Origin of the sequence: Microbacterium trichothecenolyticum (assembly GCF_041938625.1) — a bacterium.
GTDB lineage: Bacteria > Actinomycetota > Actinomycetes > Actinomycetales > Microbacteriaceae > Microbacterium > Microbacterium trichothecenolyticum_D.
Genome location: NZ_CP169427.1, coordinates 2,946,836 through 2,965,774, shown reverse-complemented (window position 1 = coordinate 2,965,774; position 18,939 = coordinate 2,946,836). Strand labels below are relative to the sequence as shown.

Sequence of the window (18,939 nt, the reverse complement as noted above, 5' to 3'; positions counted from 1 at the left end):
CCTACGTCACCGTGAGGGCGCCCGCGTTGATGCTGACGGTCGGACCGACCATCGAGATCACGGCCCCCTTGCCGTTGCTGATCGTGATGCCGACGTCGCTGACCGAGATCATCGCGCCGGTCGTCGTCTTGATGAGGATGCCGCCGCTCGGTCCGGGCGTGTCGCTGATGGTGATCGAATTGCTCAGCAGCGTCTGGAAGGTCAGCCCCGACACCCCGGGCGGCACGATGCGCGCCGCAGCCGGCACATCGGCGGGGGAGTAGAACCCGCCGACCCACACCGGGTAGTCGGGATCGCCGCCCTCGAACTCGACCCACACGCCCGCCCCGATGGCGGGGACGGTGAAGACGCCGGTCTGCGTGCCCGTGACCGGCAGGCACGGCATCGCCCACGAGCTCGGCGGTATGCCGATCGACGGGACGAGCACCTGGATGCGCCCCATCTGCATCGGATCGATGTTGTTGACGCACGTGCCCCGGTATTTGCCGAACAGCTTCTTGGTGGCGACGGCGGTCTCTGTGTCGCTCATACGGGCACCTCCGGGACGGTGGACAGAAGGGCGTTGCGGGCCAGGGTGAACGACTGCGTGTAGCTGCCGCGGGCGATCTTGTGGGTCACGCTGCTGACGTAGTAGAGACCGTTGAAGGCCTCGCCGGCACCGCGCACCCCGACGAGCCCCCGCGACCTGAGCACTCCGCCGTAGCGGGCCACGTCGAGCTGGCCCGTGCCGGTGACCATGTCGTCGTGCTGCCCCGCGTACGCGATGCCCTTCATGATCGCGGCGGGGGCGCTCAGCTTGGCGGTGCCCGCGAGGAACGTGAGCTTCGGGGGCAGCGGAGGCACGACGCCCAGCATCGGCCGCAGCGGATTGATGTCGGGGATGGGGATCGGGATCGGCGCCTTGCTCCACGGCTCGTGCACGGTCACGACCGGCAGCTCCTTCGCCTCTTTGTCGACCGTGAAGTTCAGCCCGGTGACGTTGTCGTGCGGGCCGTCGAGGCCGCCGTCGAGCGCGCGCTGCGGGATTCCGATGCGCACCTCCGGTCCCCAGTACGCCTTGCTCACACCCGGCACCGGTCCGGGATCGATGTAGAAGACGTACCCCGCCTCGTGCGCGAGGTTCTTGAGGTACGCGTAGTCGCTGCCCTGGTGGCGGGGGATCTTCTCGGTGGGGATCGGCGGGTCTTCGACGAGCGCCGGGATGACCAGTGGAGCGACGCCGAGCGCCGCGTACTTGGCGATGACGGCGAGCGCGCGCACCGCGACCGGCATCGCGGGATACGGGATGCCGTCGAGCTCGAAGATGTCCATGACCGCCGTGAGGTCCTTGCCTCTGACGCGCAGCGTTGCGGTCGTCCCGTCGGTCCTGAACTCGTGGTCGGTCATCACTCCGTCGGCGAGCACCTCCGTCGTCCCGCCGATGGTCACGGCGAGCACGATCCGCAAGAGCGGGATCGAGACGCCCCCGGTGAGGAGGAACAGGGTGGACAGCGGCGACTTCTTGGGCACGTCGAAGACGAGCTCGAACCCGCTCTGGGTATCGCCCGAGCCGCTCTCGATCGTCACCTCGCGCAGTGCGTCGACGAGCGCCTGCGGAGCCGGCACGGCGATCGCCGGCCCCGCGTAGAGGTGCAGCCGCACCGGCTGCGGCGGCAGCTCAGCCATCGGCCCCCCTCATGTCGACGGGCAGTGTCACGCGCACCACGTGCCCGGGCGGGCCGGCCATGCCGGTGGGGTCGATGACGCCGTTGGCGTCGGCGAGGCGCCACCACAGCTCCGGGTCGCCGTAGTGCCGCGCCGCGAGGAGGTCGCGCCGGTCGCCCTCGACGCAGCGCACCTCGTACAGGGCGCTGAAGCGCTCGGGCTTCGGCACGAGCCGGCGCCGCAGGAACGCGACGGGCACGGGCTCGACGCCAGGCACTGCCTCCGGCATGTGGTGGGCGATGCCGACGTCGGCGTACCGGCTCGTGGGCGGCAGGGTGTTCTGCGGCACGACGCCGGCGGAGAGCAGCTGCTGCAGCGGATCGACCATGTCAGGTCTCCGTCACACCCAGCGTGGACAGCGGCGCGGAGCCGGCCTTCTTGGCGAGCGTCTCGCGGGAGCGGAGGTGCGCCATGAACAGCTGACCGCCGCGGTGCTCGAACCCGAGGTCATCGACGGTGAGCACCCTCATCCCGAGCGACACCGTCGCGCGGATCGGGTTGAGCTGGGCGTCGAAGGCGTCCTCCGTGATCGAGAGGTCGGTGATGCGCACCGGCACGACGCGGTTCGGCCCCCATACGAAGAGCAGCAGAGGGGTCTCGATGGCGAGCACCTCGAGCGCGCCGCCGCGGGCGATGGAGTCGTTGCCCTGCAGAGCGTCGCTGGTGGGCTGCACGAGCAGCTCGAGAGCTGCGAGCTCAGGATGGATGCCGGCCTCGGCCGCCGTCCGGTTCTGATCGGGGTGCTCGAGCCGGTCCGTCGCGTCGATCTCGGCCTCGACCTTGATGGTCTCGGCCGCGGCGCCCTTGATGCGCAGCGCCTGGGATTTGTCTCCGCCCGACTCGCCTGCTGCCTGCACCTGCATCGTGCGGCTGAGCGACTCGGGGTTGTACTGCAGCGCGATGGTGCGCAGCGTCCGCCCGCTCTTGACATCGACCTGCACGAGGCCGCCCTTGATGAGCCGGGGTGAAGTCATGGCCGCGTCCTCACTTCGGCAGGTTCTTCTCGAGGAAGTCGGAGGTGGCCGGGCGGAGCGCCTTCAGCACGGACGGACTCGTGATGTACAGCGAGTAGGCCTCGGCGAACGCCTCGCCCGGAGCGCTTCCGCCGTAGCCCGTGACCGCGGAGCCGTCCTTCGCGACGGCCCGCCCGAACGCGGACTGCGTGAGCTTGGTCGCGGGGGCATCCGTGAAGTTCCCCTTGGACTTCACGACCGAGCCCCCGGTCATGCTCCGCGCCGTGAGCAGACCGGGCTCGGCGTCAGCGGCCGCCTTCTCCTTGGCCCGCACGTCGGCGAGCTCGTCGCCCTCCAGCCCCGAGTACGTGTAGCCGCCCTTGCCGTCGGGATAGCGGCGGATGAGATCCTTGATCCCCTCCTCCGCCTTGGCCACGCCGATCTCGGCGCCGCGGATCGCGACCACATCGAGCGCGTGGCCGATCTCGTGCACGATGGCCCGCACCGCGTCGGTGCTCGCGGCGGCGCCCTCGGTGAAGCGGCCCTGGTCGGCGCCGAATGCGCTCGCGTCCATCGTGATGGTGTGGCTCAGGCGGTCGTACTTCCCGCGTTCGTTCGGATTCGACGCGTTCACCGTTCCGACGACGAAGGCGAGCCCCGAGACCTTCGCGAGGTGCGCCGCAGGGATCTGCGCGACGGCCCCGCGCAACGCCGCGAGCTGCGCGCCGCTGAAGGAGTGGCGCAGCTTCGCGGCGGTCATCGCCTGTGCGACGGGGTCGGGCGGCGGTGGCTGGTCGGGCGCCGTGGCCGCCGGGGCCTGGGTCCCGACGGGGGGCTTGTCCTTCCCCAGCTGTTCGACGATGACGCGCGCGGCCGCCCCCGCGCCCTGCGGCACGTGCCGTGTGAACCGGTACAGGCCGTCGATGCCGCCGTACGGCGACAGGTCGAGGGCGAGGGTGATCGTCGTGTTCTCCCCGAGCACGACATCGGCGAGACCGCCCTGGGTCGTCGTGAGCGTCGCGGCGACGTTGCGCAGACCTGGCTGGTCGACGCTCGCGGCCGACGGGTCGACGCTGAGGCCGGTGCTCGGTGGCATCGGCACTGTGGTCTTCGCGACGCTCTTGCCGAACTTGTCGGCCAGTCCCGGGACGGTCACGAACGCCGTCACGACCGTGATGCGTTTGCGATCCGCCTCCGGAAGGCCGTTCAGGGTCGTCGCCGGCGTGACAGGAGCCTTCGGCTGGCGGCGCACGATCGCCGGGGCGCCGGCACGGTGCTGAGCGACGTGGGCGAGCTCGTGCGAGAGCCTCCTGCGGCCCGCCTCTGTCCCGCGCTCCTCGAGGCCGGGCGCGAAGGCGATGCGCCGGCCCACCGTGAGTGCCTCCGCACCCGCGCGCTCGGCGGTGTCGGCGGCGGCCGCATCCGTGTGCACCCGTACATCACCCGCGTCGACTCCGGCCGGCGCCGCCGTGCGCTCCGCGGCGTCGAGCGCGCGCCCCTCCCCGTCGAGCCGCACGTCGAGCTCGGCCGGGGCGGGCGACGCATGCGCGGGCACTGCCGCGAACGACCAGCCCGAGAGGGGGAGGGCGGGGGCCATGGATGCCTCGGCGAATCGTTCCGCCGTGCGCTCGGCGGGCGCGTCCGCACGCCCGACCGCGTGCACCCCGCTCGGGCGATCCGCCGCGGTTGCAGGGGCGTGGACGTGCGCGAGACTCACGGCACACCCCCGCCCGCCAGACGCAGCTCCGGCACGGGCACGGTGCGCAGGTGCCGGCGATAGTCGTCGGGAGTCGTCGGCGCGTACCCGCGGACCGCGAGCAGCACGCCGCTGCGGGGGTTGACGCAGACCGCGAGTCCGCGCGCGGCGTAGACGCGCTCGCCGCCGGGAATCGTCAGCGGGCCGAACTCGACGTCGAACGTGGCGTCGGGTTCGCCGAGCTCGGGGATGCCGAGGAACCCGCCGTCGTCGCCGAGGGGCATGACGCCCTCGACGAGGGCGACCCGGCCGTCGCGGACCCATGCCCGCAGGCCGTCCGTGAACCGCCGCGTCGCCAGGGGGATCCACGACGTCACCGCCGGTGGCTCACCCAGCAGCCCGTCGAACGTCGGCGCGGCGTCGACATCGATGCCGAGGGTCTGCGCGGCATCGGCGGGCAGGCCCGTCCACTCCGACACGTCGGCCGCGTCGAGGAACCGCGTCAGGGGATCGGTCATGGCCGCCTCCCCCCGGGCGCGGCGCCGATGCGGTCGACCTTGCCGAGGAAGTACGCGGTCCACACGTTGGCGGCGCCGACGACGTCGACGAGGCGCTGCGCCTCGGTGATCGAGGTGTAGGCGCCCGGCGGGCTGACGGTGATCGGGGGCAGCGCCGCCCACGACTTCCCCTCGACCAGTTCACGCGTCGGCCGGTGCGCGAGCAGGCGGCGACCGCTCTTCGACCAGACGACGTCCGTGAGGAGGCTGTCGACACCCTCCATGAGGGTGTTCCACTCCCGCTCCGACTTCTCCTTCAGCTTCCCCGCGTACCGCCGGTAGTCCGTGTGCACGAGAGTGTGCCCGTACTCGTGGATGAGCGTCTGGAACATGTCCCACCGCGCGGCGCGGTCTTCGTCGACGTCGCCGGTCTGGAACATGTCGACGTAGATCTGCCCTCCGACCTGCGCTCCGCCCCAATTGCGGTCGATGTAGATGAGCTTGTCGGCCGTGGTCTGGGGATCGTCCTCCCACTTCTCGCTGACGCCGTCGACCACCGCCGCCTGGGCGACGTCCTCGAGCGCCTGCGCCTCGTCGTTGCGCTTGTCGCCGATCGTCTCGGGCCGCGCGTCGCACTCGGCGTTGATGGCGTCGAACGCGGCGTTCGACCGGAAGTAGTAGCGGATCTGCTGCAGCGCCCACTCGACGCGGTCGGCGGGGTCGGCGGCCTTGACCGCGGTGGTCTGACGGTGGTTCCAGGAGAAGAGGGTCTGCGGCTTGCCGTCGCCGCCGAAGGTCAGCTCGGGCCGCGCACCCGGGTTGTAGAAGGCGCCGAAGACGTCGTCCGTCGCGTCCTTCGCCGGCTTCGCCATGCGCTCGATCTCGGACGGCTTCGCCGCCGTGCCCGCGGCGCGGGCGCTCTCGTAAGCCTTCTCGATCTTCACGGCGAGTGCCGCCGCGACGAGCGTGCGGTACTTGCCGCCGGGCGCGAACATCGCCTTGCGCTCGGCCTCCTCCTTCGCCTTCGCCTCGGCTTCGGCCTTCTCGCGTGCAGCCTCCTCCTTGCGTCGCGCGGCCTCTTCCTTGCGGCGCTCGGCGGCCGACTTCTTCGGCTTGGAAGACCCCGTCGTCGGCGCAGGGGTCGGAGGTGTCGCGGGATCCGGGGGAGTGGCGGGAGGTTTCGGCTTCACCGGGCGAGGCGGGGTCAGCGCTTCGCGTGCCGCCTTCGCCTCGTCGCCGGTCACGGGCGACGTGCCGGCGAGCGCATCGTCGGCCGAGGCCGGCAGATCACGGTGCAGCGTGTCGGCGATGAACAGGTCGAGTGCGCGCACGCGGTGCTGGAGCTTGCGCTCCTTCTTCGCCAGCCGACGACGCTCGGCGTCGTCAGTCGCGGCGACGCGTTCGCGGGTGACGCCTTCGAGCTCGCGCTGCCACCGCGGACGCGTCGTGCGCAGCACGTGGTCGCGCGCCTTCGTGCGATCCGAAGGAGAGAGCCGCGCGACGACGGATGCCGGATCCTCGCCGTAGTAGTCCTCCTCGAACCGCGCGTCGAACCGGGCTCCGTCGAAGGCGAACGACGGCGATCCCGCGGGGACCTCGGGGCCGACCACCTCGAGGGTCCCCCCGGAGAGGGCCTTGCCTCCGCCCGCGAAGCGCCGGGCGACGAAGTCGTCGAAGCGATCCTGTTGTGCGCCGTGGAGGTTGTCGTTGAGAGATGCGTAGCGCTTCGCCGGTTCGCGGAACACCACCAGCAGCTCGTCGGGCGTCGCGAGTTCGACGAGTTCGAGGATGGCGTCCTCGTCGTCGTCGAGGGTGGGGCCGTCGATCATCTCGTCGATGAGCAGACCCATCTGCTGCCCTGTGAGCTCCCACCCCGGGCTGCCCGCCGCGAACTTGCGCACGACGGCGCGGGCCTTGTTGTCGGCGTCGTACGAGCCGTCGTGCGATCCGGCCTTCGTGATCGCCTTCACGTACGCCAGGAGCTCGGCGTCGCTCCACGTCCCCTCGGCGCCGAAGAAGACCGCGAGGTCCTGCCAGAAGCTGCGCCGCTGCACGCGGGCCGGCGCACCGGTCGACCGCGGGGCGGCGCCTCCGCGCTGCTGCACGACGTGGGCGAGCTCGTGGGCGATGAGGTGACGCCCCGCCGGGCTCGACGGGTCGAAGCGACCCGATCCGAACACGATGTGCTCGCCGACGGTGAACGCCGTCGCATCCACGCCGGCGGCGGCGCTCGCCGCCTGCGGGTCGTCGTGCAGCCGCACCGACGAGAAGTCGTAGCCGAAGCGCGCCTCCATCGAGTGCCGGAGGCCCGGCTCCAGAGCCCGGCCGCCGCCTCGGGTCGCAGCATCCACCCCCGTCGTGTCGACCTCCTCCGCAGACCGTGCCTCATTCGTCGACGCCGGTGCGCGCTGCACCTCCTCGCGCTTCTTCTGCTCCTCCGCCTTCACGGCGTCCTCGGGCTTCTTCTGCGGCGCGGACTCGGTGGTGCCGAGCGGCGGGACCAGTGGGAACGGGAGTCCCGGCACCTGACCGGCCGGTGCGAACCTCGAACGAGCCACGATCGACGCGATCGCGGCGTCGCTGAGCTCTTTGTCCTGCTGGGCCTGAACGCTCTTCATGACCGGGTCGCTCTTCAGCCGAGCGATGTCGGCGGCGATCGCCGCCTTCTTCTTGTCGGCCGCGCTCTGTCGCTTCTTGCCGCCCTTCGGAAGCTGTTCCGTGTAGCCGAGCGTCAGTCCCAGCCCGATATCGCTGAAGCCCACGCCGCCGCCCCCGGGGCGCGGGTCACTCGCGAGCAGCCCGGGGACGCCCTCCGCCCTGACGCCGACGCTGAGACCCGGCGGCACGACATCCTTCACCCCCGGGATCGAGCCGAGCGGCAGCGGAACGTCCTTGCCCGCGAGCGCGAGGCCGCTCGCGGCGGCGGCGGAGAGGACCGGGCTCTCCTCGATGACCTCGCGGACCTTCTTGCCGCTGGGCAGCTCGGTCTCGGTGGCCGCCTCCACCGCCTTGCCGACGCCCTCCTTGTAGGCCTCCCCTTGGGGTCGCGGCTTGTCTTCGAGCTTCTTCGGCTGGTCCTCGTCTCGGTGGACGGATGCCTCGGCCGGCACGCTCGCGAACGACCAGCCGGTCACGCTGCCGCCGCGGGCGACGACATCGGCGGCCCGGTCGGCCTGGCGCTCGGTCGCGTCATGTCGGTGCGACACGCGCCGGGGCGGCGCCGCGTCCGTGCCCTTCGCCGGGGGAGCGGGAGTCCTGCTCATCACGACGCCCCCTCGCGGATCTGCGCGCGGGTCGACGCCCACGTGTCGCGCGCCACCTGCGCGGCGAGGGTGTCGAGATCTGTCGCCGGGCGTGCGCGGCGCGGCGCGGCGGCCCAGTGGGGCGGGTCGTCGCCGCGCCGGTCGGCGGTCGCCAGTTGGCTCAGCCGCTCCGCGACGAGCGGTCCGATGCCCTCGGCGAACTCCGCCGGGACGCCTCGGAGCACCAGGCGCTCGATGTCGATGTCGATGCGGGTCATCTCGCACCGCCTCGGAGCGCCGCGGTCTCTGCGGCCGTGAGGGCGCGCTCGGACTTCGCCGCCTCGCGTGTCGCGGCGCGCAGCAGGTGCTCGGGGCCGACGGCCACGCCCTCGTCGGCGGCCGCGAAGGCGGCGGACAGCGCGATCTGCCGGATGGCGCCGCCACTCAGCTGGATGCGGGCGAGCGCCGCCGGCTCGACGTCCTCGAGCGGCGTGGCCTCCGGGAACACGCGCCGCCAGATCTCGCCGCGTGAGGCTTCGTCGGGGAAGGGGAACTGCACGACGAACCTGATGCGGCGCAGGAACGCGCGGTCGACGTTGCCGCGCAGGTTCGTCGTCAGGATCGCGAGGCCGCGATAGGACTCCATGCGCTGCAGCAGGTAGGCGACCTCGAGGTTCGCGTAGCGGTCGTGGCTGTCCTTGACGTCGCTGCGCTTGCCGAACAGCGCATCGGCCTCGTCGAAGAGCAGCACGGCGCCGGACGCTTCGGCCGCGTCGAACACCGTCGAGAGGTGCTTCTCGGTCTCGCCGATGTACTTGCTCACCAGCGCCGAGAGGTCGATGCGGTAGAGATCGAGTCCGAGCGAGCCGGCGAGCACCTCGGCCGCCATCGTCTTGCCCGTGCCGCTCTCACCCGCGAAGAGCGCGGTGACGCCGAGCCCACGGTCCGAGCGACTGGCGAACCCCCAGTCGTCGAGCACGGTCGCACGGTGGCGCACGTGCCGCTCGATCTCGCGCAGCAGCTCGCGCTGCCCCTCGGGGAGCACGAGGTCCTCCCACGTCGCCCGCGGTTCGATCCGCTGGGCGAGCGCACCGAAGCCCGTGCGCGAGCGCTCGCGCACGAGACGGCGCAGGGTCGCGACATCTCCGTCGGGGAGGGCGAGCCATTCCGCTGCGATCGCGGCGACGACTCCGGCGGGCAGCCGGAAGTGCTGCGAGAGCTCCCGCTCCGCGACGACGACCGCGTCGGCGACGGCTGACGGTTCCAGGGCTGCGCGCCACAGCGCCGCCTCCTCGACCGCGGTGGGCAGGGGCACGGTGCGTGCGAGCGTGACGCGGCCGGCGACGCCGCCGGGGCCGTCGGTGACGACGACCTCGGCCTCCAGCAGCGCCAGGAGTCTCGGATCGTCCGTGGCGATGAGGCGGCCGTCGAGGACCGCCTCGCGGTCGAGCACCGCAGCGGTGTCGGCCGCGTCGCGCTCCGCTGCCGCGGCATCGCGCACGGCGAGCACGCCGCCTCCGAGCGCCGCCGCCAGCCGGGCGACGACGCCCGTGCGGGTGTCCCCATCCGCTCCGTCCAGTCGCACGAGCACCCGGCCGTCGACCGCGCGCACCGCCGCGGCGAGCTCGTCGGCCAGGGCGGTCTGTGCCGCGGTGAGCCCGCCCGGCAGAGGATCGGCGACGAGCCCGTCGAGGTGGCCGGGCCCGAGGCCGGTGAGCCGGTGGAGCACGGCTTCGTCGATGCGGAGGGGGCGCAGCGCCAGGATGTCGCCGGGACCGAGCCTGACGAGCCGCCGGCGGCGCAGCGGCCGATCGGGTGACAGCGCGTCCCAGTGCGCGTCCGGCAGAACGGCGAGCGCGAGCCCGAAGGTCGGCGACGGCGTCCCGCCCTGCGCTGCCGCGACGGCCGCCGCGGCCTGCGCGTCGAGTTCCACGGCCGCCGTGAGCATGAGGACGTCGCACTCGAACGCCGACAGTCCCAGCCGGCGGCCGAGGTCGGCGACCGGCGAGTCGTCAGCGTTCGTGCGCGGCGCGTCTTCACCGCGCAGCAGCGCTGCGATGCGCGCGAGCTCCGACACGAGCCGGTCCCGCGGCGCATCACGCAGCGGGCTCGGCTCGTCGAACGCGGCGGGGGTGCTCATGGGACCGTGATCCTCTGCACCGGATCGAACGCGGGAGGATCGGGTGGGATCTTCGGGCTCAGGAGGATGAGCCGGCTCTCGGCCCCGTCGACGGCGAGGCGCACCCACTGCGGTCCGCCGGGGACGTCGCCGTACTCGAACACGAGCGTGTCGGTGGTGGTTCCGTGCGGCTCGGCGAGCGCGAGATCGCCGCCGAGGGCGAGCGTCGCGCGCTGCCCGGGATGGACGTCGGGCGACACCTCGATCGTCGCGGTGACGTGGCCGGTCGCACCGTCGCGAACAGCGCCCGTCGCGCCGCCGAAGCGGATGACCGGGGCGAGGAGCATCGCCGCGGTGTTGGTCTCGCGGGGCGTCGTCGCGGTCGGCGGCGTGAGCGAGACCCGCACGGTCCAGACGCCCGCGGGCCACGCGGCATCGGCCCCGGGACTCGGAGGGAGCGGAACCTCCACGACGTCGCGACGCGTGTTGGCTCCCACCGACACGATGATCGGGTCGGTGAGCGTCGGGTGCGAGAAGCGCACCTCCACCCCCGTCCCGTCCAGGTGGGCGCCCTCGACGCGCACGCTCTCGCCGAGGGTCGCTGCCGGCTGCGGCGACGGCGGGACGACGCGGAACACCGTCGGCACGGGCGGCAGCAGGTCGGGGTGCACGAAGGCGCCGGGCTCTCTGCCGCCGTTCGCCGCCGGGTCGCCGCGGGTGAGCACCGGCGGTGCGCTGCGCACGGGCTTGGTCGCTTCGATCAGCACCACCGTCACCAGATAGCCCACGCTCGGCCGGTAGTTCGCCTGGATGGCCGACCACAGCCGCGACATCTCCTCCGAGTCGATCGGCTCGGTGGTCACCGTGATCTCCGCCGCCTGATCGGCGAGGTCCGCGGCCGCGAGCGCCTGGTACGCGGGCGGCAGGATGCTCCCGCTCACGACACCGGCCTGCAGCGCCGTCCGGATCGACGGGCGATCGAGGACCGGCTGGTCGTGGAGGATCGACATCGCGTACCCGAGCAGGATCTCGGCCTCGAAGTCCGCCGTCCCGTAGGCGGTGAGGAGGTAGTGCAGGTCGAGCGCCAGCGGCGGGTTCGCCGTACGGGTGCCTGCGGAGTCGAAGCCCGGCAGACCCGCGTTACGCCAGCCGGCGTTGGGGCTCACGCGGTACAGGAACAGGTTGAGACTCGGCTCGGTGTCGGGCTCGTTGAGCTTGATCGCGTCGGGGGCCAGCGCGGTCACCTTCACCGTTCCCACGGCGGGGCCAGCCTGCACGATGCCGTTGTCGAGCAGGTTGCGCAGCACCGCGCTCACACCGCCGATCGCAAGGGGGCCGCTCATCGTGGCCTGCCCGCGAGGTAATCGTGCAGCGACCGCTCCGGGTCGCGCGCCGGGCGCGCGCCGCGGGCGGGGGCGGGCGGCGCGACGGTGGCGCGCACCTCGATGCGGCCGATCGTGACGTGCACGACATCCGGCTCGGACGAGGGGACGGATGCCTCGTCCCGCTCGCTCGTGCCAACCGCCGGCGCCGTGACGGCCGGCGGTCGCGCCCGCCGTGGTGGCGTCGCCTCGACGCGCGGGGCGGCGGGCGAGATGGGCAGCGTGGGCGGATGCGCGACGCGCGGGGCGGCAGGGGAGAGAGCCGGCGTGGGCGGATGCGCGACGGCGGGACCGTCCGGCTGCACGGCGGCAGACGCCTCGAGGGCGGTCGGAGTCGGAGCAAGCGTCACGGCCGCGGACTCGGCACGCGGCGCGTCCCTGCCGTGATCGCGTCGGTCCGCAGGCGCAGCCGTCATCCGGTCGCCCTCGGCACGAGCGAGGTCGGCGCGCCCGACCGATGCCGGGGTATCGGCCGGGCGCTCCACGTCGCGCAGGGCCGCCGGTGGCGGCGCTCCCGGAGGCGTCGCCACCGGCGCGGGGGACGCAGCATCCGTCGATCCGTCCACCGGTTCGAAACGTGACGGCAGGCGCGGCTCTGCGGCCGCCGGGGCTCCGCCCGCGCGAGCGGCGAGCCGTGCGAGGTAGCCGCTCATGCTCCCTCCCGCACGATCTCGAGGTAGGCGGCGCGGCGCTGCTCCGAGAGCGCGAGCACCTCGGCCTCGGTCCAGCCGTAGGCCCGCGCGAGGGCGTCGACATCGCGCAGCACGCGCTGGACGCGCGACTCGACCTCGCGCCAGACGAAGGCGATCGGGTCGACGTCGGCGTCGACGTCGGCGCTGCATTCCGGGCATTCGAGACGGACCGTGACCTCGGCGAGCGGGTCCGCGTCGGCGAGCGTGGCCTCGATGCGCTCGACCACGTCGGCCGGCGCGTCGGCCGTGCCTTCGCCACCCGGGCCCGTCACAGCGCAGCACCGCGCGAAGAGGGCGGCTGCAGCATCCGTTCGTCCGGCGACCTCCGCGAGATCGCCCGCCGTCGGAACCCGCCAGTGCACCCGCCAGATGCCTCCATCCGTCGGCACCGTCAGTTCTCCCGAGGTCGCCTCGCCGCTCACGCCGCGCAGGGAGTCGGCATCGAGGGCGAACTCGACGATCGACGCGCACGACGGGCACGTCACGACCGCTTCGAGGCTCGGGCTCGCGAGCACGGTGTGGAAGCCGAGGGTGGCGGCGTGCAGGCGTCCGAGGGGCGCATCCCGCAGCGCCGCGGGGTCTTCGCCGACCGCCGCGGCGACCCGCAGCGCGCGCAGGATCGGCGCCTCGCCCTGCGCCGCGTCGGCGAGGTCGAGGATCGTCTGCGCCCGCACCGGAGAGGCTGCGGCGGCGGCCACCGTCGGCTCCTAGGGTTCGGCGAAGACGGGTTCGGACGGCTCGACGACCGTGTAGTCGCGCTCCCAGCCCTCGTTCTCGAGCTTGAGCGTCTGGATGGCGACGGCATTGGCGTTGGCGTCGAGGTCGGGGAGCGCCTGATACTCCGAGACCCACGCCCGGAACACCTTGTACGCGATCACGAGCTGGCCCGCCTCGTTGTAGAGCTCGACGATGAGGTCCTTGCGGAAGTCCTTGAGCGACACCTCCGCGCCGAGCCCCGACCCGAAGTTCCACACCTTGTTCGCCCACTGCTCGAACTCGACGTCGTGCGTGACGCCCCGCTCCAGCGTGATCGCCTCGAATTTCACCCGGCCGGGCGACTTGCGCGAGGTGGACGGGTCGCCGCCCTCGCGGTGCTCGACGACCTCCGTGGTGCGCTTGAGGCCGCTCACCTTGCTGACGCCCGCGACGTACTTGCCGTCCCACTTCACGCGGAACTTGAAGTTCTTGTACGGGTCGAACCTGCTGGCGTTGACGCTGAACTGTGCCATGTCCCGATTCCTTCGGCTCAGACGGCGCTCGCGCCGGCAATCTGCTGCAGTCGGATGACGACGAACTCCGCGGGCTTGAGCGGCGCGAACCCGACGTGGATGTTGACGATGCCCCGGTCGATGTCGGACTGCGTGGTCGTCTCCTTGTCGCACTTGACGAAGTACGCGTCGCGCGGGGTGCTGCCCTGGAAGGCGCCCTGCCGGAAGAGGTCGTTCATGAACGTGCCGACGTTGAGGCGGATCTGCGCCCACAGCGGCTCGTCGTTGGGCTCGAACACGACCCACTGCGTGCCGCGGAAGAGCGACTCCTCGATGAAGAGCGCCGTGCGCCGCACCGGGATGTACTTCCACTCGTTGGCGAGCGAATCCGCGCCCTTCAGCGTGCGCGCTCCCCAGACGACGCGGCCGGCACCGGCGAATGCGCGCAGGCTGTTGATGCCGAGCGGGTTCAGCTGCCCGATCTCGCCGTCGCTCAGCGGGACGGAGAGCTCGGGCACGCCGTTGAGTGTGGCCTCGAGACCGGCCGGGGCCTTCCACACGCCGCGGGTGGCATCGGTGCGCGCGAGCACACCGGCCACCGCGCCCGACGCTCCGAACGTCTCGAGCTGGTTGTCGCGGAGCGGGTTGGTCTGGCGCAGCCGCGGAAAGTACACCGCAGCGTTGGCGCTCACCGTTCCGAGCGCCGCGAGGCCGGACTTCGCGTCACCCACCGTGTCCCACGTCGGCGGCGCGTCGATCACGTAGAACGCGCGCCGCGCCTCTGCGTACATCGCCGCCTCGGTGACGACATCGGCCTCGACCTCCCCGCCCGGGCCATCGGGCGAGACCCCCTGATACGGAGGGATGACGAGGAGGTTGAAGATGTCGGCATCCTCGAGCGCGTACATCCCCGACTTGGCGCCGAGCGACCCCTTCACATCGGCCGCGACGAGGTCGTCGCCGTCGTCCCCGCCGGCGAGCCGCTGGCTCGCCTCCTGTGAGGGATCACCCGGCGTCGGGGTGATGTCGTCCCAGATCGTCTTGCCCGCCGCCGGTGTGCCGGTGTGCACCTTGGGACGGCTGCTTTCGGGCACTGTCCCGGCCGTGCGGACGAGGACGGACTCGTTCTCGAGCACCCGCGACAGCAGCCGCGGATGGTCGGCGGGCGTGAGGACGACGTTGCGGTGCGCCTCGATGACGCCCGTCGCGCCGTCGCGCACCGTGAGGTTGAACAGCGTGTCGGGTTCGTCGCCGAAGGCGGGGTCCTCGGGACGCGTGTCGTGGTCGATGCGCACGCGCAGGCCGTCGCCCCACAGCCCGACGTCCACCGCCTCCAGCGTGAGGAGGTCCGCACCGGTGTCGAGGGCGAGGTCGACCGAGGACGACGCGGGATCGTCGGCGTCGGAGGCCGCGTCGTTCACGACGCGGACGATGACGGCCGTGCCGCCGCCGTTGAGGAAGAAGTCGCGGACGGAGAAGCCGAGCCTGCTGAGCTTCCAGAGTCCGCCGAACACACGCTCGAACTCGCCGAAATTAGTCACCACGACGGGTCTGTCGACCGGTCCGCGGGGCGCTCGCCCCACGAAGGCGGTGACCGACGTGGAGACACCGACGATTGTCCGGACCCCGCTGGCCACCTCCTCGATGTACACGCCGGGATAGGTCAGTTGGGACGGCATGGCTGTCTCCAGGGAGGATGCATCGATCTTGGGGCCCCGGCGGCGGTACCCGAAGCCGGCGGGAGGGAGGCGACCCCACCCAGGTGGTGTCGTCGGCGTGGCCTCGACGGCCACGGTGCGAAATGCAAGGACCTCGATTCGAGAGTCAATCCCTCGCGGTGAGGGCTGTCAAGAGCCCGGCGTGCACGGACGATTTCCCGCGGAACAGGTGACACGGAGCGTGCGCGTTCCTACAGTTGAGTCACTGCGCCGAGGCTGTGGGAGTCCGGTGTCCACGACGCGTGCGGTGGAAGGGAGTTGCCGTGGACAACGACGTGGATTCGACCGCGGATCCCGCCCCCGCGCACGCCGCCGCACACGCGGCGCCGGCGGTGACCCGCGGGACGCTCGTGTGGTTCGGCCTCGGCTTCGTGCTGCTGTCGTTCTTCGCCGCCTTCCTCGGATCGTGGCTCGCACGCTCGGTCGACACGGCGACGCCCGCGCCGGCCCCTGAGCCGTCGGCGTCGGCCACGGTGTCGCCGGAGTACGAGGATGTCCTCGCCGAGATCCTGCCCGCCGGTTCGGCGGTGCGCGCGGGCTCCGGAGCGCCCGAGGAGGGCAAGGGCTACGACGGCGACGTCTACATCGACATCCTCACCGCCGACGTGTACCTCTTCCAGGACGGCGCATGGACGGTCGCGGGCAACATCCGCGAGGCGGCGGCGGAGAACCTCACGGGCGAGCAGGGACCGGCGGGCGCCCAGGGCGCCCAGGGCGAGCAGGGCGAGCAGGGCGAGCAGGGCGAGCAGGGTGAGCAAGGTGCTCAAGGCCCGACCGGTGCGCCCGGTGCGCCGGGAACCCAGGTGGTGCTCGGCACGTCGGCGCCCGACGACGACACGTGCACCGCCGACGGCGACGTGTTCATCGACACCGCGGCGGTGCAGTTCTACGAGTGCAGCGACGGCGTGTGGGTGCTGTTCGGACCGACGACCGAGCCAGAGCCGACCCCGGACGCGGGCGAGTAGACGCGAGCGCCCGTCAGCCGCGGGTGGATGCCGTCACGGTGAACTTGGCGTTGCGCGCGACCTGGCGCGTCGGGCCGACCGTGCGCTCCAGCGCGGGCCTGTAGCGCAACCCGGAGTTCCACACCGCCCAGAGTTCGCCGCCGGGTCGCAGGACGCGGGCGGCCTCGGCGAACATCCGCGGCGCGATGCCCTCGTGCACCGCGGAGCCCGAGTGGAATGGCGGGTTCAACGCGATGAAGGTCGCGCTCGCGTCCGGCTGTGCGCCCAGCATGTCGTCGCGGACCACCTCGACACGCTCCGCGACGCCGTTCGCCGCGGCGGTCGCGCGTGCGGACGCGACGGCGGCTGCCGACTGGTCGCACGCGAGCACGCGGAGCGACGGATGCCGCAGGGTCAGCGCCGTCGCGACCACACCGGTCCCGCACGCGAAGTCGATCGCCGTGCCGTCGTCGAGCGGGGGCAGATGCTCCAGCAGGAACCGCGTGCCGATGTCGATCGACGCCCCCGCGAACGCGCCGCCGTAGGCGCAGACCACGATCCCGTCGTGGGTCGCCCGGCTCGGCACGGGGTCGCCGCCGTGGTGGGGTTCGCGGGCGACGAGCACGCGGGACTTCTGGCGGGCATGCGTGACGTCGAGCCGGGCGAAGCTCTCACGCAGCACGTCGTTCATCGCGAGCGTCATGTGCTTCACACGACCGCCCGCGAACACGACGACGTCGGGCGCCGCGTGCGCCGCGATCAGTCCCACGATGTCGCGGAGCGCGTCGAGCGAGCGGGGCAGCCGCAGCAGCACGACGCGCGCGCCGCGCACCAGCTCGGACGCCAGCGGCAGCGAGGCGAAGGCGTCGCCGAGTCCGAAGCGGCCGGCGTTCGCCGCGAGAGCGCGCTCGCCGGTGAGCGGGTCCTGATGGACACGGATGCCCAGGCCGCCGTCCGCGGCAGCGGTCAGCGTCAGCGCGCCGTAGGCGTCTCCGATCACCACGAGTCCGCCGTCTTCCGCGCCCGCCCGAGCGGACGCGGACGCGTCGAGGAGCAGCCGGTCCGCAGCATCCGTCGCCACGAGGTCAGGGGCCTCGACGTCGGGCCACCGGCGGAGGCCGTCGAGCGAGAAGGTCACCGTCCCACGGTAGCCGGGTGGGCGGCGTCCGGTTCTCGGAACGGCGGCGAATGCGTGCCCTCCCGCGGCGGCGGGACTAGCATTCAACGGTGCCAGACCGTGCGTTCAGTCCCGTCATCTCGCTGCTGACCGTGGCCGCCGTGTGGGATGCGCACCTCGGCGCGCAGCTGCGCGACCTCGGGCTGACGACCCGCAAGTACGGACTGCTCGCCCACATCGAGGCGACGCCGGGCATCTCGTTCAGTGAGCTCGCGCGGCGCTCGCAGATCACGGTGCAGTCCGCGCACACTGCCGTGCAGACGCTCGTCGCGGACGGGCTCGTCGCGGATGCGACAAAGCACGCGGGAGCGGCCTCCGACCTGCGCGTGACCGAGCGGGGGAGCGAGGTGCTGCAGGCGGCCGAGCAGCGGCTTGCGGCCCTCGATGCCGGACTCGCCTCGGGCGCTCCGGCGCTCGCGACGGCGCTGGAGGGATTGCACGAGCGGCCGTTCGGGCTCGCATCCGAGTAGGCCCCGACCACAGCGGCCAGCAAACCTTCAGAAAGTCTGAAGCACTTTCAGTTAGGCTGAAGGTGTGTTCCGCAACCCGCATACCCTGTTCCGCGCGCTCGCGATCCTCGAGGCGATCTCGTGGACGCTCCTCATCACCGGTCTCATCCTCCGCGCCACCACCGACTGGGCGCTCGGCGTCACGATCGGCGGCGGGATCCACGGCTTCATCTTCCTGTCGTACGGCGCGACCGTGATCCTCGTCGCCCTCAACAACCGCTGGCGCGTCGGGCCCACCGTGCTCGCACTCGCGAGCGCCGTCATCCCGTACGCCACGATCCCCGCCGAGCTGTGGCTCCAGCGCAGCGGCCGCCTCGCCGGCACGTGGCGGCTAGAGGCCACCGACGACCCGCGCGACGCCACCTGGTACGACCGGCTCATGCGCTGGTTCCTGCGGCGGCCCTGGGTGCTGGGCGCGCTGATCGCCCTCGCGGTCGTGCTGCTGTTCGTCGTGCTCCTCATCCTCGGCCCGCCCGGCGGGCGCGACTGACGGCATCCGTTCCCGGCCGCCTCGCTCCTGTGAGCGAGGCGGCCGAGCCGCATGTCGGTGTTACGGGTGGCGGATGCCGCGGCTCAGCGCCACGCCGGCAGCTGCTGGAGCGTCCAGGTGTTGCCGTCGGGGTCGTCGAACGTCACGAAACGACCCCAGTCCTGCTCGTCGACGCCCTGGGCGTCGACATCGAGCGCGCGCAGATGGGCGAGCGCCTCGTCGGCATCGGGCACCACGACCTGGATGGTGTTCTGCTGGCCGGGTTCGAGGGTGTTGCCGAGTCCGGTGCCGAAGGCGATGGAGCAGGCCGAGCCGGGCGGGGTCATCTGCACGAAGCGGAGCCCTTCGACGGGTGTCTGGTCGTGATCGGCGTGGAAGCCGATCCGCTCGTAGAACTCCTTCGAACGGTCCACGTCTGACACCGGCACATGGATGAGCTCGATCTTCCAGTCCATCGTGTTCCCTCTCGTCTGGTGAAGCGGGGTGTCCCCTGGTCGAAGACGTTACGCCCGGGGTGCGACATCCGCCGGTGGGGAATACCTGCGGATCACTCGGGTTGAACTTGACAATGCCTGTGTCAAGTTCGAAACTTGACACTCCTCCACTCA

Annotated in this window: 19 protein-coding genes; 3 read left to right on the top strand and 16 right to left on the bottom strand. The window is 72.1% G+C overall.

The window, feature by feature from the left end:
• Position 1 precedes the first annotated feature (1 nt).
• From ACEYYH_RS13800 to ACEYYH_RS13735, 14 genes are read right to left on the bottom strand one after another with little or no spacing between them, the layout of a single operon-like run.
• A complete protein-coding gene (locus ACEYYH_RS13800; protein WP_374974929.1) occupies positions 2-529 on the bottom strand; it encodes a phage baseplate assembly protein V in 528 nt (175 codons plus the stop codon).
• Positions 526-1,665: a hypothetical protein gene (locus ACEYYH_RS13795; RefSeq protein ID WP_374974928.1), complete on the bottom strand. Its 1,140-nt coding sequence runs from the start codon at positions 1,663-1,665 to the stop codon at positions 526-528. The genes ACEYYH_RS13800 and ACEYYH_RS13795 overlap by 4 nt, the downstream gene beginning before the upstream one ends.
• Positions 1,658-2,032, bottom strand: coding sequence for a hypothetical protein (locus ACEYYH_RS13790; RefSeq protein WP_374974927.1), 375 nt, complete (start codon positions 2,030-2,032; stop codon positions 1,658-1,660). Before ACEYYH_RS13790 ends, ACEYYH_RS13795 begins: the two co-directional genes overlap by 8 nt.
• Position 2,033: 1 nt before the next feature.
• Complete coding sequence (locus tag ACEYYH_RS13785; RefSeq protein WP_374974926.1) at positions 2,034-2,678, bottom strand: hypothetical protein; 645 nt, start codon at positions 2,676-2,678, stop codon at positions 2,034-2,036.
• A gap of 10 nt (positions 2,679-2,688) precedes the next feature.
• A complete protein-coding gene (locus tag ACEYYH_RS13780) occupies positions 2,689-4,374 on the bottom strand; it encodes a DUF4157 domain-containing protein (RefSeq protein WP_374974925.1) in 1,686 nt (561 codons plus the stop codon).
• Entirely contained in the window at positions 4,371-4,871 is a 501-nt protein-coding gene (locus ACEYYH_RS13775) for a hypothetical protein (RefSeq protein WP_374974924.1), read from the bottom strand. The genes ACEYYH_RS13780 and ACEYYH_RS13775 overlap by 4 nt, the downstream gene beginning before the upstream one ends.
• Positions 4,868-8,113, bottom strand: coding sequence for a DUF4157 domain-containing protein (locus tag ACEYYH_RS13770; RefSeq protein WP_374974923.1), 3,246 nt, complete (start codon positions 8,111-8,113; stop codon positions 4,868-4,870). The genes ACEYYH_RS13775 and ACEYYH_RS13770 overlap by 4 nt, the downstream gene beginning before the upstream one ends.
• A complete protein-coding gene (locus tag ACEYYH_RS13765) occupies positions 8,113-8,370 on the bottom strand; it encodes a hypothetical protein (RefSeq protein ID WP_374974922.1) in 258 nt (85 codons plus the stop codon). Before ACEYYH_RS13765 ends, ACEYYH_RS13770 begins: the two co-directional genes overlap by 1 nt.
• The gene (locus tag ACEYYH_RS13760; RefSeq protein WP_374974921.1) at positions 8,367-10,232 is read right to left on the bottom strand and encodes an ATP-binding protein; all 1,866 of its coding nucleotides are present in this window, start codon (positions 10,230-10,232) and stop codon (positions 8,367-8,369) included. The genes ACEYYH_RS13765 and ACEYYH_RS13760 overlap by 4 nt, the downstream gene beginning before the upstream one ends.
• The gene (locus tag ACEYYH_RS13755) at positions 10,229-11,554 is read right to left on the bottom strand and encodes a DUF4255 domain-containing protein (protein ID WP_374974920.1); all 1,326 of its coding nucleotides are present in this window, start codon (positions 11,552-11,554) and stop codon (positions 10,229-10,231) included. The genes ACEYYH_RS13760 and ACEYYH_RS13755 overlap by 4 nt, the downstream gene beginning before the upstream one ends.
• The gene (locus ACEYYH_RS13750; protein WP_374974919.1) at positions 11,551-12,246 is read right to left on the bottom strand and encodes a hypothetical protein; all 696 of its coding nucleotides are present in this window, start codon (positions 12,244-12,246) and stop codon (positions 11,551-11,553) included. Before ACEYYH_RS13750 ends, ACEYYH_RS13755 begins: the two co-directional genes overlap by 4 nt.
• Entirely contained in the window at positions 12,243-12,983 is a 741-nt protein-coding gene (locus ACEYYH_RS13745; RefSeq protein WP_374974918.1) for a hypothetical protein, read from the bottom strand. The genes ACEYYH_RS13750 and ACEYYH_RS13745 overlap by 4 nt, the downstream gene beginning before the upstream one ends.
• Positions 12,984-12,992: 9 nt before the next feature.
• The gene (locus ACEYYH_RS13740; RefSeq protein ID WP_374974917.1) at positions 12,993-13,514 is read right to left on the bottom strand and encodes a phage tail protein; all 522 of its coding nucleotides are present in this window, start codon (positions 13,512-13,514) and stop codon (positions 12,993-12,995) included.
• 17 nt (positions 13,515-13,531) lie between these two features.
• Positions 13,532-15,172: a phage tail sheath family protein gene (locus tag ACEYYH_RS13735; protein ID WP_374974916.1), complete on the bottom strand. Its 1,641-nt coding sequence runs from the start codon at positions 15,170-15,172 to the stop codon at positions 13,532-13,534.
• Between the two features lie 302 nt (positions 15,173-15,474).
• Between ACEYYH_RS13735 and ACEYYH_RS13730 the strand changes: the two genes are divergently transcribed.
• Positions 15,475-16,176 carry a hypothetical protein gene (locus tag ACEYYH_RS13730; protein ID WP_374974915.1) on the top strand — a complete coding sequence of 234 codons (702 nt, stop codon included), beginning with the start codon at positions 15,475-15,477 and terminating at the stop codon, positions 16,174-16,176.
• A gap of 13 nt (positions 16,177-16,189) precedes the next feature.
• Here ACEYYH_RS13730 and ACEYYH_RS13725 read toward each other — a convergent pair whose 3' ends face one another.
• Positions 16,190-17,293, bottom strand: coding sequence for a class I SAM-dependent methyltransferase (locus ACEYYH_RS13725; RefSeq protein WP_374974914.1), 1,104 nt, complete (start codon positions 17,291-17,293; stop codon positions 16,190-16,192).
• An 89-nt stretch (positions 17,294-17,382) separates the two neighbouring features.
• On the opposite strand from ACEYYH_RS13725, the gene ACEYYH_RS13720 reads away from it, so the two are divergent.
• Together ACEYYH_RS13720 and ACEYYH_RS13715 are read left to right on the top strand one after the other, a co-directional pair.
• Positions 17,383-17,802: a MarR family winged helix-turn-helix transcriptional regulator gene (locus ACEYYH_RS13720; RefSeq protein ID WP_374974913.1), complete on the top strand. Its 420-nt coding sequence runs from the start codon at positions 17,383-17,385 to the stop codon at positions 17,800-17,802.
• A 64-nt stretch (positions 17,803-17,866) separates the two neighbouring features.
• Positions 17,867-18,331 (top strand): DUF3817 domain-containing protein, encoded by a 465-nt coding sequence (locus tag ACEYYH_RS13715; RefSeq protein WP_374974912.1) that lies wholly within the window; start codon positions 17,867-17,869, stop codon positions 18,329-18,331.
• Positions 18,332-18,414: 83 nt separating this feature from the next.
• On the opposite strand, the gene ACEYYH_RS13710 is transcribed toward ACEYYH_RS13715, so the two are convergent.
• Positions 18,415-18,786, bottom strand: coding sequence for a VOC family protein (locus ACEYYH_RS13710; protein WP_374974911.1), 372 nt, complete (start codon positions 18,784-18,786; stop codon positions 18,415-18,417).
• Positions 18,787-18,939 lie beyond the last annotated feature (153 nt).